The organism is Pseudomonas pisciculturae, assembly GCF_015461805.1.
GTDB lineage: Bacteria > Pseudomonadota > Gammaproteobacteria > Pseudomonadales > Pseudomonadaceae > Aquipseudomonas > Aquipseudomonas pisciculturae.
Genome location: NZ_JACVZE010000001.1, coordinates 585,077 through 605,677, shown reverse-complemented (window position 1 = coordinate 605,677; position 20,601 = coordinate 585,077). Strand labels below are relative to the sequence as shown.

The window sequence follows — 20,601 nt, the reverse complement described above, 5'->3', positions numbered from 1 at the left end:
TGGATTTTCGAATCCCGCAACGAGGAACATCCATGCGCCAACCCGATATTGAGATTTACCTGAAGGACGCCGACGTCGACCACCGCGCCGTCGCCGCCTGGCTAGGCGCAGCCCTGGGCCCGTGCACCGACTGGGTTCAAAAAGGCCAAACCTACAAGTGCAAGGCCGGCAATGTGCCCGTGACCTGGCTGCCTAAAGCCGTCGGCAAGTGGAACAGCCTGTACCTGGAAAGCGACCAGACCCCGTGGGACGACGACATCGCTTGCGCCCGTGCAGCGTTTGCTTCGCTGAACGTGGAAGTGCGTTGCGCGCCGGGGACGTGGGTTGAGGAAGAAGGTGAAGAAAGCGCCGACACCTGGATTCGTATCAGCGCCGACGGTGAAGAGCAGATCACCTGGAAAACTGCCTGATTTTGAACTGCAAACCCAGATCAAAATGTGGGAGGGGGCTTGCCCCCGATGAGGGAGTGTCAGCTAAACATTTATGGCTGACACACCGCCATCGGGGGCAAGCCCCCTCCCACATGGGTTCAGCAGTGATGCAGGAATAGGGGTTCAGAGCCCCACCACATCCTCCGCCTGCAACCCCTTCTCGCCGGTTACCACGGCGTATTCCACCTGCTGGCCCTCGGCCAATGAGCGGTGGCCGTCACCGCGAATGGCGCGGTAGTGCACAAACACATCCTTGCCATCATCGCGCTGTATAAAGCCATAGCCCTTCGCATCGTTGAACCACTTCACATTGCCGGTTTCGCGCGTTGCCATCTGTTTTACTCCCACATGCATTTTTATTGTTGAGTGCCGCATTGAACTGCCGAGTATATGGCAGGCTCAAAAACGATCAACTCAAGTTTACTTCGCTGCTTTTTTGCCGATTTTCGGCGAATACGGCACACTACCCGCCCGAGCGCCTGCTCGGTTTTACCCACTTGAAGCAGCTCGCCTATGACCCGCTCCCCGTTCCGCCGTCTGGTGTTTGGCACCTTGCGCCGACTGTTGTACCTCTGGGTTCGCTCAGAGACGATCAACCAGTCGTCCCTTACCCTCAACCTGGACCGCAGCCGGCCGGTGTTCTACGTCCTGCAATCGCCCTCCCTCACCGAATTGGCCGTGGTCGATGCCGAGTGCACCAAGGCCGGCCTGCCGCGCCCGGTGCTGCCGGTATCGGTAGGCCCGCTGATGGAACCCGCGGCGTTCTTCTACCTCACGCCGGAGCCAGACTGGCTCGGCCGCCAGGACAAGCGCGGCGCGCCGCCAACCCTGACCCGCCTGGTCAATACCCTCACCGAGCATGCCGAAGAGAATGCACAAATCATTCCCGTCAGCGTGTTTTGGGGCCAGTCCCCCGCAAGCGAGTCCAGCCCGTGGAAGCTGCTGTTTGCCGACAGCTGGGCCGTTACCGGCCGCCTGCGCCGGTTGCTGAGCATCCTGATCCTGGGTCGCAAGACCCGCGTGCAATTCTCTGCGCCTATCAACCTGCGTGAATTGATCGAGCACAATAAAGGTCACGAACGCACCGTGCGCATGGCCCAGCGCATCCTGCGTGTGCACTTTCGTAACCTGAAAACCGCTGTGATCGGCCCCGACCTGTCCCATCGCCGTAACCTGGTGAAAGGCTTGGTGAATATGCCGCTGGTGCGCCAGGCCATTGCGGATGAAGCCGAAAGAGAAAAGATCAGCCCCGAAAAAGCCAAGGCCCAGGCCCTGCGCTACGGTAACGAGATCGCCTCGGACTACACCTACACCGCCATCCGCTTCCTTGAAGTGGTGCTGAGCTGGTTCTGGAACAAAATCTACGACGGCATCAAGGTCAACAACATCGAAGGCGTGCAAAAGGTTGCACAGGGTTACGAGGTGATCTACGTACCTTGTCACCGCAGCCATATCGACTATCTGTTGCTGTCCTATCTGCTGTTCAAAAATGGCCTGACCCCACCGCACATCGCCGCCGGCATCAACCTGAACATGCCAGTCATCGGCAGTCTGCTGCGCCGTGGCGGTGCGTTTTTCATGCGCCGCACCTTCAAGGGCAACCCGCTCTACACCTCAGTGTTCAACGAATACCTGCACACGCTGTTCACCAAGGGCTTCCCGGTGGAGTACTTCGTCGAAGGCGGACGCTCGCGCACCGGGCGCATGCTGCAACCAAAAACCGGGATGCTGGCGATTACCCTGCGCAGCTTCTTGCGCTCGTCACGCATGCCCATCGTGTTTGTGCCGGTGTATATCGGCTATGAGCGCGTGCTCGAAGGCCGTACCTACCTCGGCGAACTGCGCGGTGCGACCAAGAAGAAAGAATCGATCTTCGATATTTTCAAAGTGGTCGGTGCGCTCAAGCAGCGTTTTGGCCAGGTGGCGGTCAACTTCGGCGAGCCGATCAAACTGGCTGAATTCCTCGACCGCGAGCAACCGGATTGGCGCGCCCAAGAGCTGGGCCCGAACTACAAACCGGCGTGGCTCAACGAAACCACCAACCGTCTCGGCGAGCAGGTGGCGCGCCATCTGAACGAAGCCGCAGCGGTGAACCCGGTCAACCTGGTGGCGCTTGCGTTGCTGTCCACCACACGCCTGGCCCTGGATGAACAAGCCATGGCGCGCCAACTGGACCTGTACCTGGCGCTGCTGCGCCGCGTGCCTTACTCGCCTCACACCACCTTGCCCGAGGGCGATGGCCTGGCGCTGATCAAGCACGTTTTGGACATGGACCTGCTGTCGGAACAGAGCGACGCCCTCGGTAAGATCCTGTACCTGGACGAGCAGAACGCCGTCCTGATGACCTACTACCGCAACAACGTGTTGCATATCTTCGCGCTGCCGGCGTTGCTGGCGAGCTTCTTCCAGAGCAGTTCGCGCATGAGCCGCGAGCAGATTCTGCGCTACACCCACGCGCTGTACCCGTACCTGCAATCGGAACTGTTTATCCGCTGGTCGCTGGACGAGTTGGACACGGTCGTCGACCAATGGCTCGAAGCCTTCGTCGAACAGGGCCTGCTGCGCTTCGAAAACAACATCTACCTGCGCCCGGCGCCGAGCTCGCGGCACTTTGTGTTGCTGACGCTGCTGTCCAAGAGCATCGCCCAAACCCTGCAACGCTTTTACATGGCGATCTCGCTGCTGCTCAACAGCGGGCAGAGCAGCATCAGCGCCGAAGAGCTGGAAGACCTGTGCACGATCATGGCCCAGCGCCTGTCGATCCTGCATGGCCTGAACGCACCGGAGTTCTTCGACAAGAGCCTTTTCCGACATTTCATCCAGACATTGCTGGAGCAAGATGTGCTGCGCCGCGATGAAGCCGGCAAATTGAGTTACCACGATATGCTCGGCGAACTGGCCGAGGGCGCGGCCAAGCGCGTACTGCCGGCGGAGATTCGCTTGTCGATTCGCCAGGTGGCGTTACATCGCGTGGATGATGAGCCGGTCGAAGCACAGGCCCCCAAAACTGAATAAAGCCGCTAGATTGAATAAGGCGCCGGGAGGTTTCCGGCGCCGCTTACAAGGAGCCACACCATGAAAAAGATCATCCTCTTCGGCCTTACCGCCCTGCTTGGAGCTTGCCAGTCCATGAGCCCTGCGCCCAAAGCCAGCCTTGATGGCGAAGTGTTCTACCTGCAACGTATCGCCCTGCCGCCGACCGCCACCTTGAGCGTCAGCCTGCAAGACGTCTCCCTGGCCGACGCACCGGCGGTGACCCTCGCCGAGCAGAAAGGCCCGGTCAAAGGCCAGGTGCCGTTGCCCTTCCACCTGAGCTACGACCCCGCCCAGGTCAAGCCCGGCCACAGTTATTCGGTGAGTGCTCGCATCGAGCTGGATGGCAAGCTACTGTTTATCACCACCGAACGGCACTCTGTGCAGCTCAACGGCCAGGACCCACAACCTTTGCGCCTGCGCGTTGATGCTGTGGCCCACTGAATTCGATTAAAAGGAAGTGCCCATGCTCCGTAACTCTCTTCGCTTTACTGCCCTGTGCGCTGGCCTGCTGCTCGGCGCCAACGCCATGGCCCTGGACTTGAGCAGCCTGTCCCAAGGCGATGCCAGCGGCGGCCTCAAGGACGCACTGACCCAGGGCGCACAGATCGCCGTGAAACAACTGGGCGTACCTGGAGGCTTCAGCAATAACCCTGAAGTGAAGATCGGCCTGCCCGGCAAGCTGGGTAACGTCGCCGACAAGCTGAAAATGTTCGGCATGGGTGATCAAGTCACCCAGCTCGAAACCAGCATGAACAAAGCCGCTGAAACCGCCGTGACCCAGGCTCAGCCGATCCTGGTGAACGCCGTGAAGAACATGAGCGTGACCGACGCCAAGGGCATTCTCAGCGGCGGCCAGGATTCGGCCACCCAATACCTGAACAAAAGCAGCCGCGAACAAATCCGCGCCAAGTTCCTGCCCATCGTCAAAGCTGCCACTGACAAGGTTGGCGTGGCCCAGCAATACAACGCCCTGGCCGGTAAGGCGGCAGCCTTTGGCGCAGTGGACGCCAAGAGCGCCAACGTCGAAAACTACGTGACCGAAAAGGCGCTCGACGGCCTGTTCAAAATGATCGCGCAGCAGGAAGAAACCATTCGCGAGAACCCAGCGGCTGCGGCCACCAGTTTGGCGAAGAAAGTGTTTGGCGCGTTGTAATACCCACAATGCCCGCGGTTTCGAGGACCGTGGGCATTCATCAAATCAACGAGACGTCTTTAACCAATTCTTTTGTATTTCTGCCTGATCTCGCATTGAAAATATCCACTCGCGACCCTGCTTCTTTTTGACAAAAATATTCAAATCAACCAGTCCGTTGAGCACGGCAGACGCCGTATTGTAAGAACAGCCTAGATTTTCCTTCACATTAACGGCTGTGAACTGCTTGGCAGTACCGCTCTTGGCGACCTGAAATACAGTCTTCTGTTTCTCATTGAGTTTCTTATAAAGCCCCGACTCCCACAGCCAGCGTTCGAACACCTCGGCCTCTCGAACACTTCTCTCGTAAGACTCCTTAAAGCCATCAACTGCGCGTTGCACGACGGAACACTGATAGTCGATGAAGTACGTCAGGTCGAGTTCATCCGTCTCGGTATACAGATAAGACGTGCCGTATTGAACAGCTGCATTCTTCAGCAGGACACTGATGGAGATGTACCTGAATGCCGCGTAATCGCTTTTAAACATAAACCAGTAAAACAATGCACGCGCTACACGACCATTGCCATCCCGAAAGGGGTGCTCGTAACCCAAGGCAAAGTGTAGAGAAATTCCTTTGATCAGTGGATGCAGATACCGATTGGTCGTTGCATCGTCGTGACAGGTATTGATCCAATCCGCCAATCGCTCCAACCGCTTGATAATCCCCGCTGCGGGAGGTGGCGAATGTACAACATTGCCATCGCCATCCTGGACAACCACGTCATCATTTAGACGAAAGCTACCGGGAGAATATTTATCATCTGCAATGCCCTCAACACCGACCTCGTGCATTTGCGCGATGAGGCCCACACTGAGCGGTTCGTTTCTCTTCTCCCATGCGAACCGCATCATCTGGTAATTACCGATGATCATTTTTTCATCGGGAGTTCTGGGTAGCCGTTCGCGTTTCAACATGTCTTTTGCAACGAGCGTCGTAGTTGCCGCTCCTTCCAACTGACTGCTGCTGATGGCCTCATCTTCGATCAAATCGTTAAGCAAATACTTGATATGAGCAGCTTTCCCGACCTTACTGCTCATGTACTCAAGCGCGGCGGTTGAGGCATACCTGTCGACCGTGGAGACCACACGTTGTGCGGTCGGCGTTAATACAAAGTTGCACCAGGCCACTGGAGTGCCTACTGGCAGTATTTCCTGATACAGGCGCGAGCGTTCGAACTTTACGATCCCCCAGCATAGGGTCTGATCCAGATGCTGAGGGAAACGATGCCGTAGCTGATCAAAGTGCAAATAGCGTCCCCGACTATCCGTTGGCTGAGACAGCCTCATATAGTCAGTAAGATGCTGAAGGTGAGGCTCCCGGGTGATGAGTTCGAAAACCCCTTCCGGCACCTTCGGTGGAAATTTGATCATCTATGTCTCAAATTTATGATTTCTGAGACTTGAGTACAGCAGAAAAACCAGACTATCTCAATAACCGTAAAAACTGAGACACAGATTGCTTCAATGCAGCACCGACTCAGCCAACCGCCCCACCATCAACGTGGCAAAGCAACCAATGGCAATCGAGGTTGCGCGATTGATCTTCAACGGCGTCAACCAGGCCTTTTGAATCCCTTCGAAGCGACTACCCAGCACAATCCACGCCGCCCCCACAGGAATCACCACCAGCGCCAACGTGGTCATGAACCCGACATAACCTGACAGCGTGGCAAAGGTGCCGACCGGTGCGATAAACGACACGATCAACAACCCCTTGGGGTTCATTACCGTCAGCCAGAAGAAATACAGGCCGGAGAAACGATCGCGGCTGGGATCGATAGAGCTGTTCTTGCGCTGCCAGAGCTTGTACGAGACATACAGCAGGTAGCAGGCCGCCGCCAATTGCGTGGCCTTCATCGCCCACGGCGAATACGCCGCCAGATACAACAGCGCCACGCCCCACAGCGAAACCTGCAGCAGGTAGGCCAGGCACTCGATAAACGCCAACTTCCACGAAGCCCGCAGCCCAAACAACACGCCTGCGCGGAACAGCAGGGTGTTGGTCGGGCCGGGGGCAAGCAATAACAGCAGCAGGGCTGAAACAGTGGCCAACATGATTACGCGACGTCCTTCCTCACTCGGAACCACGCAGCATACAGGGCCGGCAGGAACAATAGGGTCAACGCCGTCGCCACAATCAACCCACCCATGATCGCCACGGCCATCGGCCCGAAGAACACGCTGCGCGACAGCGGGATCATCGCCAGCACGGCCGCCAGTGCGGTCAGCACAATCGGGCGGAAGCGGCGCACGGTGGCTTCGATGATCGCTTGCCATGGCGCCAGGCCAGCCTTGATGTCTTGTTCGATCTGGTCCACCAGGATCACCGAATTACGCATGATCATCCCCGACAGCGCGATGGTGCCCAGCATGGCCACGAAACCGAATGGCTGGCGGAATATCAGCAGGAACAACGTCACGCCGATCAAGCCCAACGGCGCCGTCAGAAACACCATCGCAGTGCGTGAGAAGCTGCGCAGTTGCAGCATCAGCAAGGTCAACACCACCACGATAAACAGCGGTACACCGGCTTTCACCGAGTTCTGGCCGCGTGCAGAGTCTTCGACGGTACCGCCTACGTCCAAAAGATAACCGTCCGGCAATTCGGCGCGTACCTCTGCGAGCGTCGGCAGAATTTGCTGAACCAGCGTCGCCGGTTGCTCCTTGCCGTAGATATCGGCGCGAACGGTCACGGTGGGCAGGCGGTTACGGTGCCAGATAATGCCTTCCTCAAAGCCGTATTCGAGGGTGGCGATTTGCGACAGCGCCACGCTTTTACCATTGTCGGTCGGCACTGCCAGGCTCGGCAGCAGCGACAGTTCAGTGCGTTCATGCACAGTCCCGCGCAGGAGGATCTCGATCAATTCGTTGTCCTCGCGGTATTGGCTGACGCTGGAGCCGGTCAACGAACTCTGCAGAAATTTCGACAGGTTGGCCGTGCTCACGCCAAGGGCGCGGGCGCGGTCCTGGTCGATATTGAGGTAGACGATTTTGCTCGGCTCTTCCCAGTCCAGGTGCACGTTGACCACGTGGGTATTTTCGCGAACCTTGGCCGCGACTTTGCGTGCCAGCGCGCGGACTTCTTCGATGTGCTCGCCGGTCACGCGAAACTGCACCGGATAGCCCACGGGCGGGCCGTTTTCGAGGCGGGTGACGCGTGAACGCAGGTCAGGGAATTGCTCATTGAGGGTTTCGATCAGCCAGGTGCGCAGGCTTTCTCGTTCTTCGATCGTCTTCGCCAGCACCACGATTTGCGCGAAGCTGGCGGCCGGCAGTTGCTGGTCCAGGGGCAGGTAGAAACGCGGCGAACCGGTGCCGACATAAGCCACGTAGTTTTCGATCCCGGTGTGGTCCTTGAGCAGGGCTTCCAGGCGTTTGACCTGATCGGCAGTGTTGCTAAGAGAGGCGCCTTCGGCCAGTTTCAGGTCGACCATCAGCTCCTGGCGACCGGAGGCCGGAAAGAACTGCTGCGGCACGAAGCGAAAGAGCGCCACCGAGCCGATAAACAGCAGCAGGGTCAGCACGATTACGGTTTTGCGACGGTTCACACACCACTCCACCAGACGCCTTACACGCTGATAGAAAGGCGTGCCGTAGGGATCTGGCCCGTCGGCGCCGTGTTTGGCTGCGTGAATTTTCGCCAGGTCTGGCAGGAGCTTTTCGCCCAGGTACGGCACAAACACCACCGCAGCGACCCACGACGCCAGCAGCGCGATAGTCACCACCTGGAAGATCGAGCGGGTGTATTCGCCAGTACTGGATTGCGCGGTGGCAATCGGCAGAAAGCCGGCTGCGGTGATCAGCGTACCGGTGAGCATCGGGAACGCAGTGCTGGTCCAGGCGAAACTGGCGGCCTTGAGACGGTCGTAGCCCTGCTCCATTTTGATCGCCATCATTTCCACGGCAATGATCGCGTCATCCACCAGCAAACCGAGCGCCAGTACCAGTGCGCCGAGGGAGATCTTGTGCAGGCCGATGCCGAGGTAATACATGCTGGCAAAGGTCATCGCCAGCACCAGCGGAATCGCCAGGGCCACCACCATGCCGGTGCGTACGCCGAGGGAGAAGAAGCTCACCAGCAACACGATGGCCAATGCCTCGGCCAAGACCTGCACGAATTCGCCGACGCTGGTTTTCACCGCCGCTGGCTGGTCTGACACCTTGCGCAGCTCCATGCCGGCCGGAAGGTTCTTTTGCAGGCGTGCGAATTCGCCTTCGAGCGCCTTGCCCAATACCAGGATATCGCCGCCGTCGCGCATCGCCACGGCCAGGCCAATGGCATCGGCGCCCATGTAGCGCATACGCGGCGCCGGTGGGTCGTTGAAACCGCGATGGATGTCGGCCACGTCGCCGATACGGAAGGTGCGGTCGCCGACACGTATCGGGAAGTTGCGGATCTCTTCCACCGTCTTGAAGTTACCTGACACGCGCAGTTGCACGCGCTCACTTGGGGTTTCGAAGAACCCGGCGGTGGAGACTGCGTTCTGCTCTTGCAGTGCCTGCTGTACGGCGGCCAATGGCAGCCCGAGGGTGGCGAGCTTGAGGTTGGACAGCTCGATCCAGATCTTCTCGTCCTGTAGGCCGAGTAACTCGACCTTGCCCACATCCGCAACCCGTTGCAGCTGAATCTGGATACGGTCAGCGTAGTCCTTGAGCACGGCATAGTCGAAGCCGTCGCCAGTCAGGGCGTAGATATTGCCGAAGGTGGTGCCGAACTCGTCATTGAAAAACGGGCCCTGGATATCCGGAGGCAAGGTCTGGCGGATATCGCTGATCTTCTTGCGCACTTGGTACCACAACTCGGGAATCTGCGCCGAGTGCATGGAGTCGCGGGCAATGAAGGTCACCGTGGACTCACCAGGGCGCGAGAACGAAACAATGCGCTCGTACTCGCCGGTTTCCATCAGCTTCTTTTCGATGCGCTCGGTGACCTGGCGCGAGACTTCCTGGGCCGTGGCCCCTGGCCAATTGGTCTTGATTACCATGGCCTTGAAGGTAAACGGCGGGTCTTCGCTTTGCCCCAGCTTGGTGTAGGACAAGGTGCCAACCACGGCCAGCAGGATCATCAGGAACAGTACGATCTGGCGATTACGCAACGCCCATTCGGAAAGATTGAAACCCATCGGGGATTACTCCTTGGCCGCCAGATTGACCACTCGGTTGGAGCGATCCACCGGGCGCACTTGCTGGCCCTCATGGAGTACATGCACGCCGGCGGCGATCACCCAGTCGGTGGGGGCCAAGCCTTCCAGCACCGGCACGGTTTTTTCACCGAAGGCGCCGATACGCACGGGTGTGCGCTTGAGGGTGTTGTCCGGCTGCACGCGCCAGACGTAGGACGCGCCGTTCTCTGCACTGAGGGCAGACAGCGGCACCGACAATGGAATAACGCCGTCGGCCTGTATGAAAACCCGTGCGCTTTGACCCAGTTCAGCCGGGACTTTGCCGCCGGTGAACGCGACACGGGCAGCGAAGGTGCGTGACTTCGGATCAGCCGCCGGTGATAGCTCACGAATGCGCCCGGTAAAGCGCTGGTCGGGCTGGCTCCACAACTCAACCGCCACCGGCTGGCCGATCTTGAAGCGGCCAAAACCTTGCTCCGGCAAGCTGATCAGCACTTCGCGCTCGCCATCGGTGGCCAGGGTGAAGACGGTCTGGCCGGCGGAGACCACTTGGCCGACTTCCACCGCACGCTTGGCGACCACGCCATCCTGGGGCGCGCGCAGTACGGAGTAACCCGCCTGGTTGCTGGCGACGTCGAACTCGGCCTTGATCTGCTTGAGGCGTGCTTCGCCGGATCGGTAGAGGTTTTCGGAATTGTCATACTGGGAGCGGCTGACCATCTGACGGTCCAGCAAGGTCTTGTAGCGGTCACGTTCGGCGCGCACCAGACTCAGGTTGGCCTCGGCGGCGGCAACCTGGGCTCGGGTGGCCTCAAGTTGCAGGCGCACGTCCTGAGGGTCGAGTTCGGCCAGCGGCTGGTTGGCCTTCACTCGCTCGCCCTCCTCCACCAGGCGTTTACTGACCTTGCCGCCAATGCGAAAGGCCAGGTCCGGCTCATAACGAGCGCGCACTTCGCCGGGGAAGCTGTCGGCCGACTGTGCCGACGGCTGTGGCTGCACCACCATGGCCGGGCGGACGGTAGTCTGGGCCGCGTCTTCATGGCCGCAGGCGGACAGGAAGAGAACCAGGCTGACAGGCAACGCAAAGGGCAGAAAAATGCTGCGCATGCTGAAGGACCTTTCGCTAATGGAGCTAGGAATAATTATACTGGCCGGTATGTTATTAATACCAAACTCACCAGTCCAGTAATAAACATCACAATGTCCGACAATCCTGTAAACACCAACAGCCCTGGGCGTCCCAAGGACATGGCAAAACGCCAGGCAATCCTCGAAGCAGCGAAAATCCTGTTTTTGAGTAATGGCTATGCCAGCACCAGCATGGACGCGGTGGCACTGCAAGCGGGCGTGTCGAAGCTGACCGTCTACAGCCACTTCACCGACAAGGAAACCTTGTTCACCGCCGCTGTCGTGGCGACGTGCGAGGAACAATTGCCGGTGATGTACTTCGAACTGCCGATCGGCATGCCCGTAGAGACGGTGCTGCTGAATATTGCGCGGGGGTTCCATCGCCTGATCAACAGCGAGGAGTCGGTAAACCTGCATCGCCTGATGATGACCACCGGCAATCAGGACGTGAAACTCTCACAGATCTTCTTTGAAGCCGGGCCGATGCGCATGCTGCAAGGCATGGAGCGCTTGCTCGGCAAGATCCACCAGAGCGGTGCGTTGAGCATAGACAAGCCGTTTACGGCAGCCGAGCACTTCTTCTGCTTGCTCAAGGGCACGGCGAATTTTTGCTTGCTGTATGGCTGTGGTGGGCAGTTGAGTGAAGAGGCCGCCGAGGCGCATGTGCAGGATGTGGTGGGGTTGTTTATGCGGGCTTATCGGGGCTGAAGCCTTGTGTTGCCTGGGCTGACGCTATCGCAGGCAAGCCAGCTCCCACATTTGAAGGTATTCACAGATCAAAATGTGGGAGCCGGGCCTGCCCGCGATGAGGCCCGCAAGACTCACAAAGGCCTAAGGCTTGAGCGCTTTCTTGGGGTAGATATCATACCGACTGGACTTCCCATCCAACGCATGACTCGGCTTGGCCCCTTCGATACACGGCGCCTTGCGCGGGCGCTTGACCACCACCCGGTGGCTGGCCAGGGCCAACGCCGCTGCCAGCAAGGCCGGCGCATCCGGATCATCGCCCACCAATGGCCGGAACAGGCGCATTTCCTTCTTCACCAGCGCCGTTTTCTCACGGTGCGGGAACATCGGGTCCAGGTAAATCACTTGGGGCGGCTCGCCTTCCCAATTGCGCATCACCTCGATGGAATTGCCCTTGAGCAGTTTCATCCGCGCCACGATCGGCGCCACTTCAAAGTCATCCGCACCGCGTGCCAGGCCGTCTTCGAGCAAGGCGCCGATCAGCGGCTGGCGCTCGATTAGGTTCATCTCGCAACCCAGGCTAGCGAGCACGAAGGCGTCCTTGCCCAGGCCGGCGGTGGCGTCCAACACCCGTGGGCGCACGCCTTGGGCGACGCCTACGGCCTTGGCGATCATCTGCCCGCTGCCCCCGCCGTACAGGCGTCGATGCGCTGCGCCGCCTTCTACGAAGTCGACCCGCACCGGCCCCGGCGCGTCAGGTCCGAGCTGTTGCAGCTGTAGGCCATGCTCGCCGACTTGCAGGGAAAACTCCGCGTCGTCCAGCTGTAGCGGCAGACCGAGCTGCAATGCCCATTGCTCGGCACGCGCCTTAAAACCTTCGCCCATGGCCTCGACCTGGATGCGGCTGGCTGCTGGTTGTTCGCTCATCAATCACTACGCTCAAAAATATTAAGGATCGGCAAACATCGGCCGATAAAAAAAACAGTCAGGTATTTTGCCAGAGCTGAGCGTCGACCGAGAAAAATGTCAGACATTCTTCCCCTAACCATCGGTGTACTGCCGACCCACAACCACTACGGCCTGCGCAATACCCAAGCGCTGGCCGGGGTGAGTCATGTGTGGCAGGACTTCTTCGCCCGCGCGCTGGCCGAGCAGCTCGGCGATACGCCGCTGGCGCTGGCTGCCCAAGCGCCAGAACCGCTGGACCCGGCAATAGAGCCCAGCGCTGGCGCCGACCTGCTGTCACAGATCCTCACCCAGCGTGAGTGCGATGTGACAGAGACCGAAATCGCCCCACCTGAGCCGCTGTTCCTGCCGATTGCCGAATTCGAGACCGAGTTGCTGCCACCGGCCGCGACGCCGTTCCCGGGCGAAGAAATCGTCGCCCAACAGCGCGAGCAAAACTTCGACAGCGGCTGGGTTCGCCCCATCGTGCTGACCGCCGGCCAGCCGCTGCCTGAACCTGGCGCGGCGCCGCAACCGCGCCCACTGCACCTGCCCATCGCCGAGTTCGAACTGGACCTGCTGCCACCAGCCGCCGAGCCGTACCCAGCCGAAGAGCTGGTCGCACAGCAGAAGGCCCTGGACTTCGACTACTACTGGGCACGCCCACTGATTACCCAGAACCTGCGCCTGGCCGCCTGACACTCAGCGACACACCCACCAACGCCCCATATCCAGATGAAAGTGGTTACGGTGCGCGGCGTTGTAATCCGGGCTCAACACCACATTGAAATCATCGCAGGCGCTGTCACGCACCTGTCGCAGAAACCGCGCATTCGCCCCATCCCCCGGCCAATCCTTGAGCACGCTGATGCTGCGCCCGTCCGCCAGGCGGAAACCGGCAATATCCAGCGCGTTGGCCGAAGCGTGCTGGCTGAGCCTACCCTCAGCACGGTTATACATATTGCGACAGGCAAAGCTGCCCAGGTGATCGACCCGCGTCACCGCCTGGCCGAATACCGCTTGAGCCGCCGGTTGCAGGCTATGGCGCTCGAACAGGGCAAAGGCCACGGCCAGTGGGCAACTGGCGAGAAAGCTGCTGCTTAAACCCACGTCTGCACCTTGCACGCGCAACGTATTGCGCAAGGGGCAGGCCGCATCGGGGGGCGTATCGGCTTGATGGCTAACGCGCAACCCGGAGGTTTTCAGCACTTGGTCGCACAGCGCCGGGTCATCCTGCAAACGCCCAAGCTTGTAACGCGTCAGCAGGTTGGGGCTGGCGCGCACATCCAGCGGCGCCCACGGGTTCCATTCTGCGCGTAACGGGACCCAACCACGCCATACGCCAATCGCTAATGCACCCACCAGCAACAGCAGCACACTCACCACTTTGAAAAAGCGCACTGCTTAGTCCTTGAAAAACTGATTGGCCTGGCTGAACGGCATCTTGCGCTCAGTAAAGGTAAAGGTGCCCAACTCATACACCTCCTGCGCCGCCCGGTAGAACTCGCCATACGCTGCCAATGCCAGGGCCGAACCGACGCTGATCCGCCGCACGCCCATCTCGCTCAACTGCGCCACGCTGAGGTTCAAACCGCCAGACATCAACACGTTCACCGGCTTGGGTGCGACCGCCTTGACCACCGCCAGCACCTCTTCGGCACTGCGCAGGGCCGGTGCATACAGCACGTCGGCACCGGCTTCGGCGTAGGCTTGCAAGCGGCGGATGGTGTCGGGCAAATCCAGGCGACCATGCAGGAGGTTTTCGGCGCGGGCAGTGAGGGTGAAGGGGAATGGCAGGCTGCGGGCGGCGGCGACAGCGGTTTGCACACGCTCGACGGACAAATCAAACGAGTAGATCGGGTCTGCCGCGATACCGGTAGCGTCCTCGATGGAGCCGCCGACGACGCCCGTAGCCGCCGCGCGCAGGATAGCCTGGGCGCAGCCTTCGGGGGTGTCGCTGAAACCGTTTTCCAAATCTGCGGCCACCGGCAATGCCGTGGCCTGCACGATCATCGACGCATTGACCAGCGTGTCTTCAAGCGACAATGCCCCCTCGGCATCCGGCCGCCCCAGGCTGAACGCATAACCCGCACTGGTAGTAGCCAATGCTTCAAAACCGAGGCTGGCCAGCATGATGGCCGAGCCCGCGTCCCACGGGTTGGGCATCACGAATGCGCGATCGCGCTCATGAAGGGCCTTGAAGGTTTCGGCGCGAAGGGTTTGAGCATCCATGTCTGACTCCAGGCGAAAAAAGGAGCCCTAGAGTAACCCCAGTTGCTCCGCTGCGGGTTGCCGGGCCAGGGTCGGCAGCGCTGGCAGGCCAGGCAGGCGAGCCATCAGCTTGTCGTGAAAGCGCAAGGCTAGCTGGGCGGCGAGGCGGTTATCCGAGGTGTGCAGGAACACGTAGGGCGTGCGGCCCTCTTCAATCCACCCGGCGACTTTTTCCACCCAGGGAATCAAGAACGGGTCGTTGGCCTCCAGTTCCGGATGGCCGATAAAACGCACCTGGGGAAACAACGTCAGTGCGGCGGGCCGGGGCGGCACCTTGGGTTTCTTCGATTGGGCATGCAGCACCGCCGCCGAGGTGGACGTGCAACTGAACAGCGGGCGTGAATCCAGGCAGATCCGTTCAACGCCGCGGTCACGCAGCAAGCGGTTGAGCGTGCGCTCGGCATCGCCCTTGGCGAAGAATTCAGGATGGCGCACTTCTACCGCCAACGGGCGCTCAAGGCCATCGATGAAACCGGCCAGTTCGCCCAGACGCTGGGGTGAAAAACTTGCCGACAGTTGCAGCCACAGGGGTGAAACACGCTCACCCAATGGGCTCATCAAGCCGACAAAACTCTCGGCCGCCGGCAACTGTTCGCGCAGGTCACCCGCGTGGCTGATGTCACCGGGAAACTTGGCCGTGAAGCGAAAATCGGCGGGCATTATCTCGGCCCAGCGTTGCACCGTGGCGGCCGAAGGCCGGGCATAGAACGTGGTGTTGCCTTCAACGGCGTTGAAAACCTGGGAATAGAGGGCGAGGTAGTCGCTGGAACGGGCGTCGGCGGGGTAAAAGTACTCGCGCCAGGCGTTTTCACTCCAGGACGGGCAGCCGATGAAGTAAGGCAGGCGCATCAGATATGGATGTCGAGGCCCAGCACTTCCATATCCCATTCGACAAAGCCGGCGGTGGTCAGGTAGCTGGCCAGGGCGGTGGCAACGCTTTTGCTCATGGAGCGCGGGAAGACCATGTCTTGCTGTCGGGCAGGAAGGCCGCTGATGCGTGCCTGGGAACTGGCCTGGGCGTCGGCTTGGACTTCGATGAAGTCCGGCGAATCCTCGACGGAATCGTCCACCGTGGCGTTTGCCTTGCGTGGCTTACGCTTGATTGGGTACGACTGTGAGGAAAAGCCATCAATACGCATGGGCGCGAACTCGCTATCAGTAGTGGCATTTTAGTGGCGCCATCCATAACGCGCAAATGCTCTGGTGATAACTAGAACACATAATTTGAAAAAGGTTTAAAAGCGGGGGCAAATTCTGACGATTGGTGAATTTAACCCCAAATTTCCAGCATTTTTGGCGTCAAATAATCCCGCGCTCAGCTTTGGTCTGAGCGACTTTATCGCGCAGGTAAACCGGTGCAGCCTGGTCGGCAGGAATCGCTTCGCCGCGCTCAAAAGCAAATCGCGCAAGGGTCAACAAGTCTTCAGCGTGGGGCAGCATTGAGGCGTCCTGGCCCACCAACGGTACGGCGATGCGCTCGCCATAACCCCAACCGGTGCCCGCACCGAACCAGTCACCGCTGGCATCCTGCGGCAATACGGATGCTTCGGGTGGTTGTACCGCTTCGACGCCTACCAGGCGCATCTCGCCGGCGATTTCGCGATAACAGCCCCAATACACTTCATCCATGCGTGCATCGATGGCCGCCGCCACCTGATGAGCGCCGTGCTCACGCAGGGCGCGTTGGGCCAGTACAGCCAAATTGGACACCGGCAATACCGGGCGCTCCAACGCGAACGCCAGGCCCTGCACCACGCCGATGGCGATGCGCACGCCGGTGAAGGCGCCCGGCCCACGGCCAAAGGCGATGGCATCTACCGCAGCCAAGGTAGTACCGGCGTCTTCCAGCAGTTGCTTGATCATCGGCAACAGCTTCTGCGCGTGCAGACGCGGGATCACCTCGTAGTGGCTCGTGACCTTGCCATCATGCAGCAGGGCAACGGAGCAAGCTTCAGTCGCGGTGTCCAGGGCCAGCAGGGTGCTCATCGGTGTAGGTGTCCAAGTCGAAAAAAAGTGCGCCAGTATAAACAACAACGGCCCGCAAGCGGGCCGTTATACGTGAAGCGAGTCAAGCAATCAGCTCAGTGCTTGCAGCACTTTGGCAGTGATCGCTTCAACCGAGCCAACACCTGGGATGTGGCTGTACTTCGGCTTGCCCTGTGCAGCAGACAGGTCCTGGTAGAACGCCACCAGCGGCTTGGTCTGGGAGTGGTAGACCGACAGGCGATGACGCACGGTTTCTTCAGTGTCGTCTTTACGCTGTACCAGCTCGTCGCCGGTGACATCGTCCTTGCCTTCCACTTTTGGCGGGTTGTAGATGGTGTGGTACACGCGGCCCGAGGCTTCGTGAACGCGACGACCGGCAATGCGCTGCACGATCTCTTCATCTTCAACGGCGATTTCGACTACCGCGTCCAGCTCAACGCCCGCCTTCACCAAGGCTTCAGCCTGGGGAATGGTGCGTGGGAAGCCGTCGAACAGGAAACCGTTCTTGCAGTCTTCCTGGCTGATGCGCTCTTTGACCAGGTTAATGATCAAGTCATCGGAAACCAGGCCACCGCTGTCCATCACGCTCTTGGCGATCAGGCCCAGCTCGGTGCCGGCCTTGACGGCAGCACGCAGCATGTCGCCGGTGGAGATTTGTGGAATGCCGAATTTTTCAGTGATGAACTTTGCCTGAGTACCTTTACCGGCCCCGGGAGCTCCCAGCAGAATGACGCGCATTGATGTGCTCCTCAATTTTTTATAGAGATGACGCTCGGATTCGCCGCGTGGGGCCAATCGCGTAAAAAATAGTGTGGTTCCAGGCCGATCAAACGGCCAAAGGCTGATCAAGATACACAGCGGGCCCTATCCATACAAGCCGCCAAAAGTCGCAGGAACCCGCGCAGGGCATGCTTCATAGGTAGGGTGTGCCTGAGTGCAACCCACTCGCTCAAACGCCGACCGCCTTTTTTGGGGCGGCCGGCGCCGTTGTTCTGCAAGCCATTGAGAACACGCAAAAAACTTCAGCCCGTGTTGCGCAACCCAGCGGCAATACCTGCTACAGACACCAGCAGCGCCTGTTCCAGAGGGCTGTCCTGTGCTGCTTCCTGCTGACGCGAGCGCGCCAGCAACTCGGCTTGCAGCAAGTGCAACGGGTCCAGATAGGTGTTGCGCAGGCGGATGAACTCCAGAGTGTCCGGGCTGTGGGCAAGCAGTTGCGACTGGCCGGTCAGGCCAAGCACCACATCGCAGGCCTGCGACAATAGGTCGCGTAAGTGCGCGCCCAATGGCAGCAGGTCTGGCTGTACCAGGCGCTCGTCATAGAGCTCGGCGATATCGGCGTCGGCCTTGGCAAGCACCATCTCCAGCATGTCGATACGGGTGCGAAAGAACGGCCACTGCTCGCGCATCTGCCCCAACAGGTCACCTTCGCCACGCGCCAACGCCTTGGTCAGAGCGGCTTCCCAACCGAGCCAGGCCGGCAACATCAGGCGGGTCTGGGTCCAGCCGAAGATCCACGGGATGGCGCGCAGGCTTTCAATCCCGCCCGCACGGCGCTTGGCGGGGCGGCTGCCCAAGGGCAAGCGACCCAGCTCTTGCTCTGGGGTGGATTGGCGAAAGTATTCGACGAACTGCGGGTTTTCCCGCACGACGGCGCGATAAGCGCTGACACCGTCTGCCGCCAATTCATCCATCAAATGGCGCCAGGCCGGCTCCGGTGGCGGCGGTGGCAGCAAGGTGGCTTCCAGTACCGCGGCCAGATAGAGGTTGAGGTTTTGCTCGGCGATATCTGGCAGGCCGAATTTGAAGCGGATCATTTCACCCTGCTCGGTGGTACGGAACCGCCCCGCCACCGAGCCCGGCGGCTGCGACAGGATCGCCGCGTGAGCCGGGCCGCCGCCACGGCCCACGGTGCCACCGCGACCGTGAAACAGCAGTAATTCCACTTGTTGCTCGCGGCAGATTTCCACTAACCGTTCCTGCGCCCGGTACTGCGCCCAAGCGGCTGCGGTGGTGCCAGCGTCCTTGGCAGAATCCGAATAGCCGATCATGACTTCTTGCGGGCCATGCAACCGCGCGCGGTAACCCGGCAATAGCAACAGTTGCTCGATCACCGGGCCGGCGTTATCCAGGTCGGCCAGGGTTTCGAACAGCGGCACGACACGCATGGGCCGCAGCACGCCCGACTCTTTAAGCAGCAGTTGCACGGTGAGTACGTCTGACGCAGCGCCAGCCATGGAGATGACATACGAACCCAGGGAGGCGGCCGGCGCAGCGGCGATTTCCTTACAGGTGTTCAAGACTTCTGCGGTGTCTGCCGAGGGTTTGAAATAACCCGGCAACAACGGTCGACGGTTGGCCAGCTCCTTCATCAGGAAGCTGATGCGCGCGTCTTCATCCCAGTCTTCATAGCGGCCCAGGCCGAGGTAATCGGTGATCTCGGTCATGGCCGCCGAATGCCGACTGGAATCCTGGCGTACGTCCAAACGCACCAGGAACAGGCCGAAGGTCACGGCACGCCGCAGGCAGTCGAGCAGTGGGCCGTCAGCGATAACGCCCATGCCGCATTCATGCAGCGACTGGTAGCACAGCTCCAATGGGTCGAGCAGGTCGCGGTTGTTTTGAAGCACATCGGCAGGCGCCGGGGTGCTGCTGCTCAACGCGGTGTGCGCCCATTGGCGCGTGGCGCGCAGGCGTTCACGCAGTTGCTTGAGCAAGGCGCGATAAGGTTCAACACTGTCGCCTACCTTGGCCTGCAAGGCCGGACTGGCCTGTTGCATCGACAGCTCGGAGGCCAGGTGGTCGATATCGCGCAGGTACAAATCAGCGGCCATCCAGCGCGCCAGCAGCAGCACTTCGCGGGTGACCGGTGCGGTGACGTTCGGGTTGCCATCACGGTCGCCGCCCATCCACGAGGCGAAGCGAATCGGCGCCGCTTCCAGGGGCAGACGCAGGCCGGTAGCGGCGTGCAGGGCCTGGTCGGCCTTGCGCAAATAGTTGGGGATGGCGTGCCACAGCGAGTGTTCGATCACCGCAAAGCCCCACTTGGCTTCGTCTACCGGGGTGGGCCGGGTGCGGCGGATTTCTTCGGTGTGCCAGGCTTCGGCGATCAGGCGTTGCAGGCGCTCGCGAATCTGTTCGCGCTCGGCCGTGGTGAGGTCGCGGTGGTCCTGCAACGCCAGTTGGGCGGCGATGGCATCGTATTTCTGGATCAGGGTGCGACGCGCCACTTCGGTGGGGTGCGCGGTGAGCACCAGCTCGATCTCCAGGCGCCCCAACTGGCGGGCCAGGGATTCGTTGCTGTGCCCTTCGCTTTGCAGGCGGGCCAGCAACTCGGGCAACACACGCGCCTCGAACGGCGCTGGCTGCGACTCGTCGCGCCGGTGAATCAACTGATACTGCTCAGCGATGTTGGCCAGGTTGAGAAACTGGTTGAAGGCCCTGGCCACCGGCAGCAGCTCATCTTCCTGCAACTGATTGAGGCTGGCGCTCAGTTCATCACCAGCACCGTGACGGTCGGCCTTGGCGCCTTTGCGAATCTGCTCGATCTTGTCGAGAAATTCATCGCCGTACTGCTCTCGAATCGTATTACCCAACAGTTCACCCAGCAGGTGAACATCCTCACGCAAGCGTGCATCGATATCACTCATCAGCCAATCTCCAGCCAGAAATCCGGGACGCGCAGGTCTGCCAGAGTGCCGCCAGCGTCGTTTTATGACAAGACTTTAAACCTTGTGACTTGCAGCTAGTCTCAACACTTGAGTCGCCTGTGTTTATCCACACCTGCGACCGGTCACTC

At 60.1% G+C, this 20,601-nt stretch carries 19 protein-coding genes; 6 read left to right on the top strand and 13 right to left on the bottom strand.

What is annotated here, in order from left to right:
* Nucleotides 1-32 precede the first annotated feature (32 nt).
* A complete protein-coding gene (locus ICY20_RS02705) occupies nt 33-410 on the top strand; it encodes a hypothetical protein (RefSeq protein WP_194936874.1) in 378 nt (125 codons plus the stop codon).
* A 144-nt stretch (nt 411-554) separates the two neighbouring features.
* On the opposite strand, the gene ICY20_RS02700 is transcribed toward ICY20_RS02705, so the two are convergent.
* The gene (locus ICY20_RS02700; RefSeq protein ID WP_017738302.1) at nt 555-764 is read right to left on the bottom strand and encodes a cold-shock protein; all 210 of its coding nucleotides are present in this window, start codon (nt 762-764) and stop codon (nt 555-557) included.
* A 180-nt stretch (nt 765-944) separates the two neighbouring features.
* Between ICY20_RS02700 and plsB the strand changes: the two genes are divergently transcribed.
* The 3 genes from plsB to ICY20_RS02685 are packed head-to-tail and all read left to right on the top strand — an operon-like array spanning nt 945 to nt 4,620.
* Nucleotides 945-3,446, top strand: coding sequence for a glycerol-3-phosphate 1-O-acyltransferase PlsB (gene plsB / locus ICY20_RS02695; protein WP_159956623.1), 2,502 nt, complete (start codon nt 945-947; stop codon nt 3,444-3,446).
* 60 nt (nt 3,447-3,506) lie between these two features.
* Nucleotides 3,507-3,908: a YbaY family lipoprotein gene (locus tag ICY20_RS02690; protein ID WP_159956625.1), complete on the top strand. Its 402-nt coding sequence runs from the start codon at nt 3,507-3,509 to the stop codon at nt 3,906-3,908.
* A 22-nt stretch (nt 3,909-3,930) separates the two neighbouring features.
* Nucleotides 3,931-4,620 (top strand): DUF4197 domain-containing protein, encoded by a 690-nt coding sequence (locus ICY20_RS02685; RefSeq protein ID WP_159956627.1) that lies wholly within the window; start codon nt 3,931-3,933, stop codon nt 4,618-4,620.
* Between the two features lie 45 nt (nt 4,621-4,665).
* Here ICY20_RS02685 and ICY20_RS02680 read toward each other — a convergent pair whose 3' ends face one another.
* The 4 genes from ICY20_RS02680 to ICY20_RS02665 form a co-directional block, all read right to left on the bottom strand.
* A complete protein-coding gene (locus ICY20_RS02680; protein WP_407692614.1) occupies nt 4,666-6,030 on the bottom strand; it encodes a Fic family protein in 1,365 nt (454 codons plus the stop codon).
* 93 nt (nt 6,031-6,123) lie between these two features.
* Nucleotides 6,124-6,717, bottom strand: coding sequence for a LysE family translocator (locus ICY20_RS02675; protein WP_194936872.1), 594 nt, complete (start codon nt 6,715-6,717; stop codon nt 6,124-6,126).
* 2 nt (nt 6,718-6,719) lie between these two features.
* On the bottom strand, nt 6,720-9,785 hold the full coding sequence (locus ICY20_RS02670) for an efflux RND transporter permease subunit (RefSeq protein WP_194936871.1): 3,066 nt from the start codon (nt 9,783-9,785) through the stop codon (nt 6,720-6,722).
* Nucleotides 9,786-9,791: 6 nt separating this feature from the next.
* The gene (locus tag ICY20_RS02665) at nt 9,792-10,892 is read right to left on the bottom strand and encodes an efflux RND transporter periplasmic adaptor subunit (protein WP_194936870.1); all 1,101 of its coding nucleotides are present in this window, start codon (nt 10,890-10,892) and stop codon (nt 9,792-9,794) included.
* Nucleotides 10,893-10,985: 93 nt separating this feature from the next.
* Between ICY20_RS02665 and ICY20_RS02660 the strand changes: the two genes are divergently transcribed.
* Nucleotides 10,986-11,621: a TetR/AcrR family transcriptional regulator gene (locus tag ICY20_RS02660; protein ID WP_159956635.1), complete on the top strand. Its 636-nt coding sequence runs from the start codon at nt 10,986-10,988 to the stop codon at nt 11,619-11,621.
* Nucleotides 11,622-11,744: 123 nt separating this feature from the next.
* On the opposite strand, the gene ICY20_RS02655 is transcribed toward ICY20_RS02660, so the two are convergent.
* Nucleotides 11,745-12,527, bottom strand: coding sequence for a class I SAM-dependent methyltransferase (locus ICY20_RS02655; RefSeq protein ID WP_194936869.1), 783 nt, complete (start codon nt 12,525-12,527; stop codon nt 11,745-11,747).
* Nucleotides 12,528-12,623: 96 nt separating this feature from the next.
* Between ICY20_RS02655 and ICY20_RS02650 the strand changes: the two genes are divergently transcribed.
* Nucleotides 12,624-13,244, top strand: coding sequence for an energy transducer TonB (locus ICY20_RS02650; protein ID WP_194936868.1), 621 nt, complete (start codon nt 12,624-12,626; stop codon nt 13,242-13,244).
* A 3-nt stretch (nt 13,245-13,247) separates the two neighbouring features.
* Here ICY20_RS02650 and ICY20_RS02645 read toward each other — a convergent pair whose 3' ends face one another.
* The 7 genes from ICY20_RS02645 to ppc form a co-directional block, all read right to left on the bottom strand.
* A complete protein-coding gene (locus tag ICY20_RS02645; protein ID WP_194936867.1) occupies nt 13,248-13,946 on the bottom strand; it encodes an extensin-like domain-containing protein in 699 nt (232 codons plus the stop codon).
* Between the two features lie 3 nt (nt 13,947-13,949).
* Complete coding sequence (locus tag ICY20_RS02640; RefSeq protein WP_194936866.1) at nt 13,950-14,777, bottom strand: isocitrate lyase/PEP mutase family protein; 828 nt, start codon at nt 14,775-14,777, stop codon at nt 13,950-13,952.
* A gap of 27 nt (nt 14,778-14,804) precedes the next feature.
* Entirely contained in the window at nt 14,805-15,665 is an 861-nt protein-coding gene (locus tag ICY20_RS02635) for a DUF72 domain-containing protein (protein WP_194936865.1), read from the bottom strand.
* Nucleotides 15,665-15,955: a hypothetical protein gene (locus ICY20_RS02630; protein WP_159956647.1), complete on the bottom strand. Its 291-nt coding sequence runs from the start codon at nt 15,953-15,955 to the stop codon at nt 15,665-15,667. Before ICY20_RS02630 ends, ICY20_RS02635 begins: the two co-directional genes overlap by 1 nt.
* A 160-nt stretch (nt 15,956-16,115) precedes the next feature.
* The gene (gene tsaB / locus ICY20_RS02625) at nt 16,116-16,802 is read right to left on the bottom strand and encodes a tRNA (adenosine(37)-N6)-threonylcarbamoyltransferase complex dimerization subunit type 1 TsaB (RefSeq protein ID WP_159956649.1); all 687 of its coding nucleotides are present in this window, start codon (nt 16,800-16,802) and stop codon (nt 16,116-16,118) included.
* A 90-nt stretch (nt 16,803-16,892) separates the two neighbouring features.
* Complete coding sequence (gene adk, locus ICY20_RS02620) at nt 16,893-17,540, bottom strand: adenylate kinase (protein WP_159956651.1); 648 nt, start codon at nt 17,538-17,540, stop codon at nt 16,893-16,895.
* A 284-nt stretch (nt 17,541-17,824) separates the two neighbouring features.
* Nucleotides 17,825-20,452 carry a phosphoenolpyruvate carboxylase gene (ppc, locus tag ICY20_RS02615; RefSeq protein WP_159956653.1) on the bottom strand — a complete coding sequence of 876 codons (2,628 nt, stop codon included), beginning with the start codon at nt 20,450-20,452 and terminating at the stop codon, nt 17,825-17,827.
* Between the last annotated feature and the right edge of the window lie 149 nt (nt 20,453-20,601).

Coding starts and splice junctions, on each gene's coding strand:
- ICY20_RS02705 (WP_194936874.1), top strand. CDS start 33: ATGCGCCAACCCGATATTGAGATTTACCTGAAGGACGCCGACGTCGAC.
- ICY20_RS02700 (WP_017738302.1), bottom strand. CDS start 764: ATGGCAACGCGCGAAACCGGCAATGTGAAGTGGTTCAACGATGCGAAG.
- plsB (WP_159956623.1), top strand. CDS start 945: ATGACCCGCTCCCCGTTCCGCCGTCTGGTGTTTGGCACCTTGCGCCGA.
- ICY20_RS02690 (WP_159956625.1), top strand. CDS start 3,507: ATGAAAAAGATCATCCTCTTCGGCCTTACCGCCCTGCTTGGAGCTTGC.
- ICY20_RS02685 (WP_159956627.1), top strand. CDS start 3,931: ATGCTCCGTAACTCTCTTCGCTTTACTGCCCTGTGCGCTGGCCTGCTG.
- ICY20_RS02675 (WP_194936872.1), bottom strand. CDS start 6,717: ATGTTGGCCACTGTTTCAGCCCTGCTGCTGTTATTGCTTGCCCCCGGC.
- ICY20_RS02670 (WP_194936871.1), bottom strand. CDS start 9,785: ATGGGTTTCAATCTTTCCGAATGGGCGTTGCGTAATCGCCAGATCGTA.
- ICY20_RS02665 (WP_194936870.1), bottom strand. CDS start 10,892: ATGCGCAGCATTTTTCTGCCCTTTGCGTTGCCTGTCAGCCTGGTTCTC.
- ICY20_RS02660 (WP_159956635.1), top strand. CDS start 10,986: ATGTCCGACAATCCTGTAAACACCAACAGCCCTGGGCGTCCCAAGGAC.
- ICY20_RS02655 (WP_194936869.1), bottom strand. CDS start 12,527: ATGAGCGAACAACCAGCAGCCAGCCGCATCCAGGTCGAGGCCATGGGC.
- ICY20_RS02650 (WP_194936868.1), top strand. CDS start 12,624: ATGTCAGACATTCTTCCCCTAACCATCGGTGTACTGCCGACCCACAAC.
- ICY20_RS02640 (WP_194936866.1), bottom strand. CDS start 14,777: ATGGATGCTCAAACCCTTCGCGCCGAAACCTTCAAGGCCCTTCATGAG.
- ICY20_RS02635 (WP_194936865.1), bottom strand. CDS start 15,665: ATGCGCCTGCCTTACTTCATCGGCTGCCCGTCCTGGAGTGAAAACGCC.
- ICY20_RS02630 (WP_159956647.1), bottom strand. CDS start 15,955: ATGCGTATTGATGGCTTTTCCTCACAGTCGTACCCAATCAAGCGTAAG.
- tsaB (WP_159956649.1), bottom strand. CDS start 16,802: ATGAGCACCCTGCTGGCCCTGGACACCGCGACTGAAGCTTGCTCCGTT.
- adk (WP_159956651.1), bottom strand. CDS start 17,540: ATGCGCGTCATTCTGCTGGGAGCTCCCGGGGCCGGTAAAGGTACTCAG.
- ppc (WP_159956653.1), bottom strand. CDS start 20,452: ATGAGTGATATCGATGCACGCTTGCGTGAGGATGTTCACCTGCTGGGT.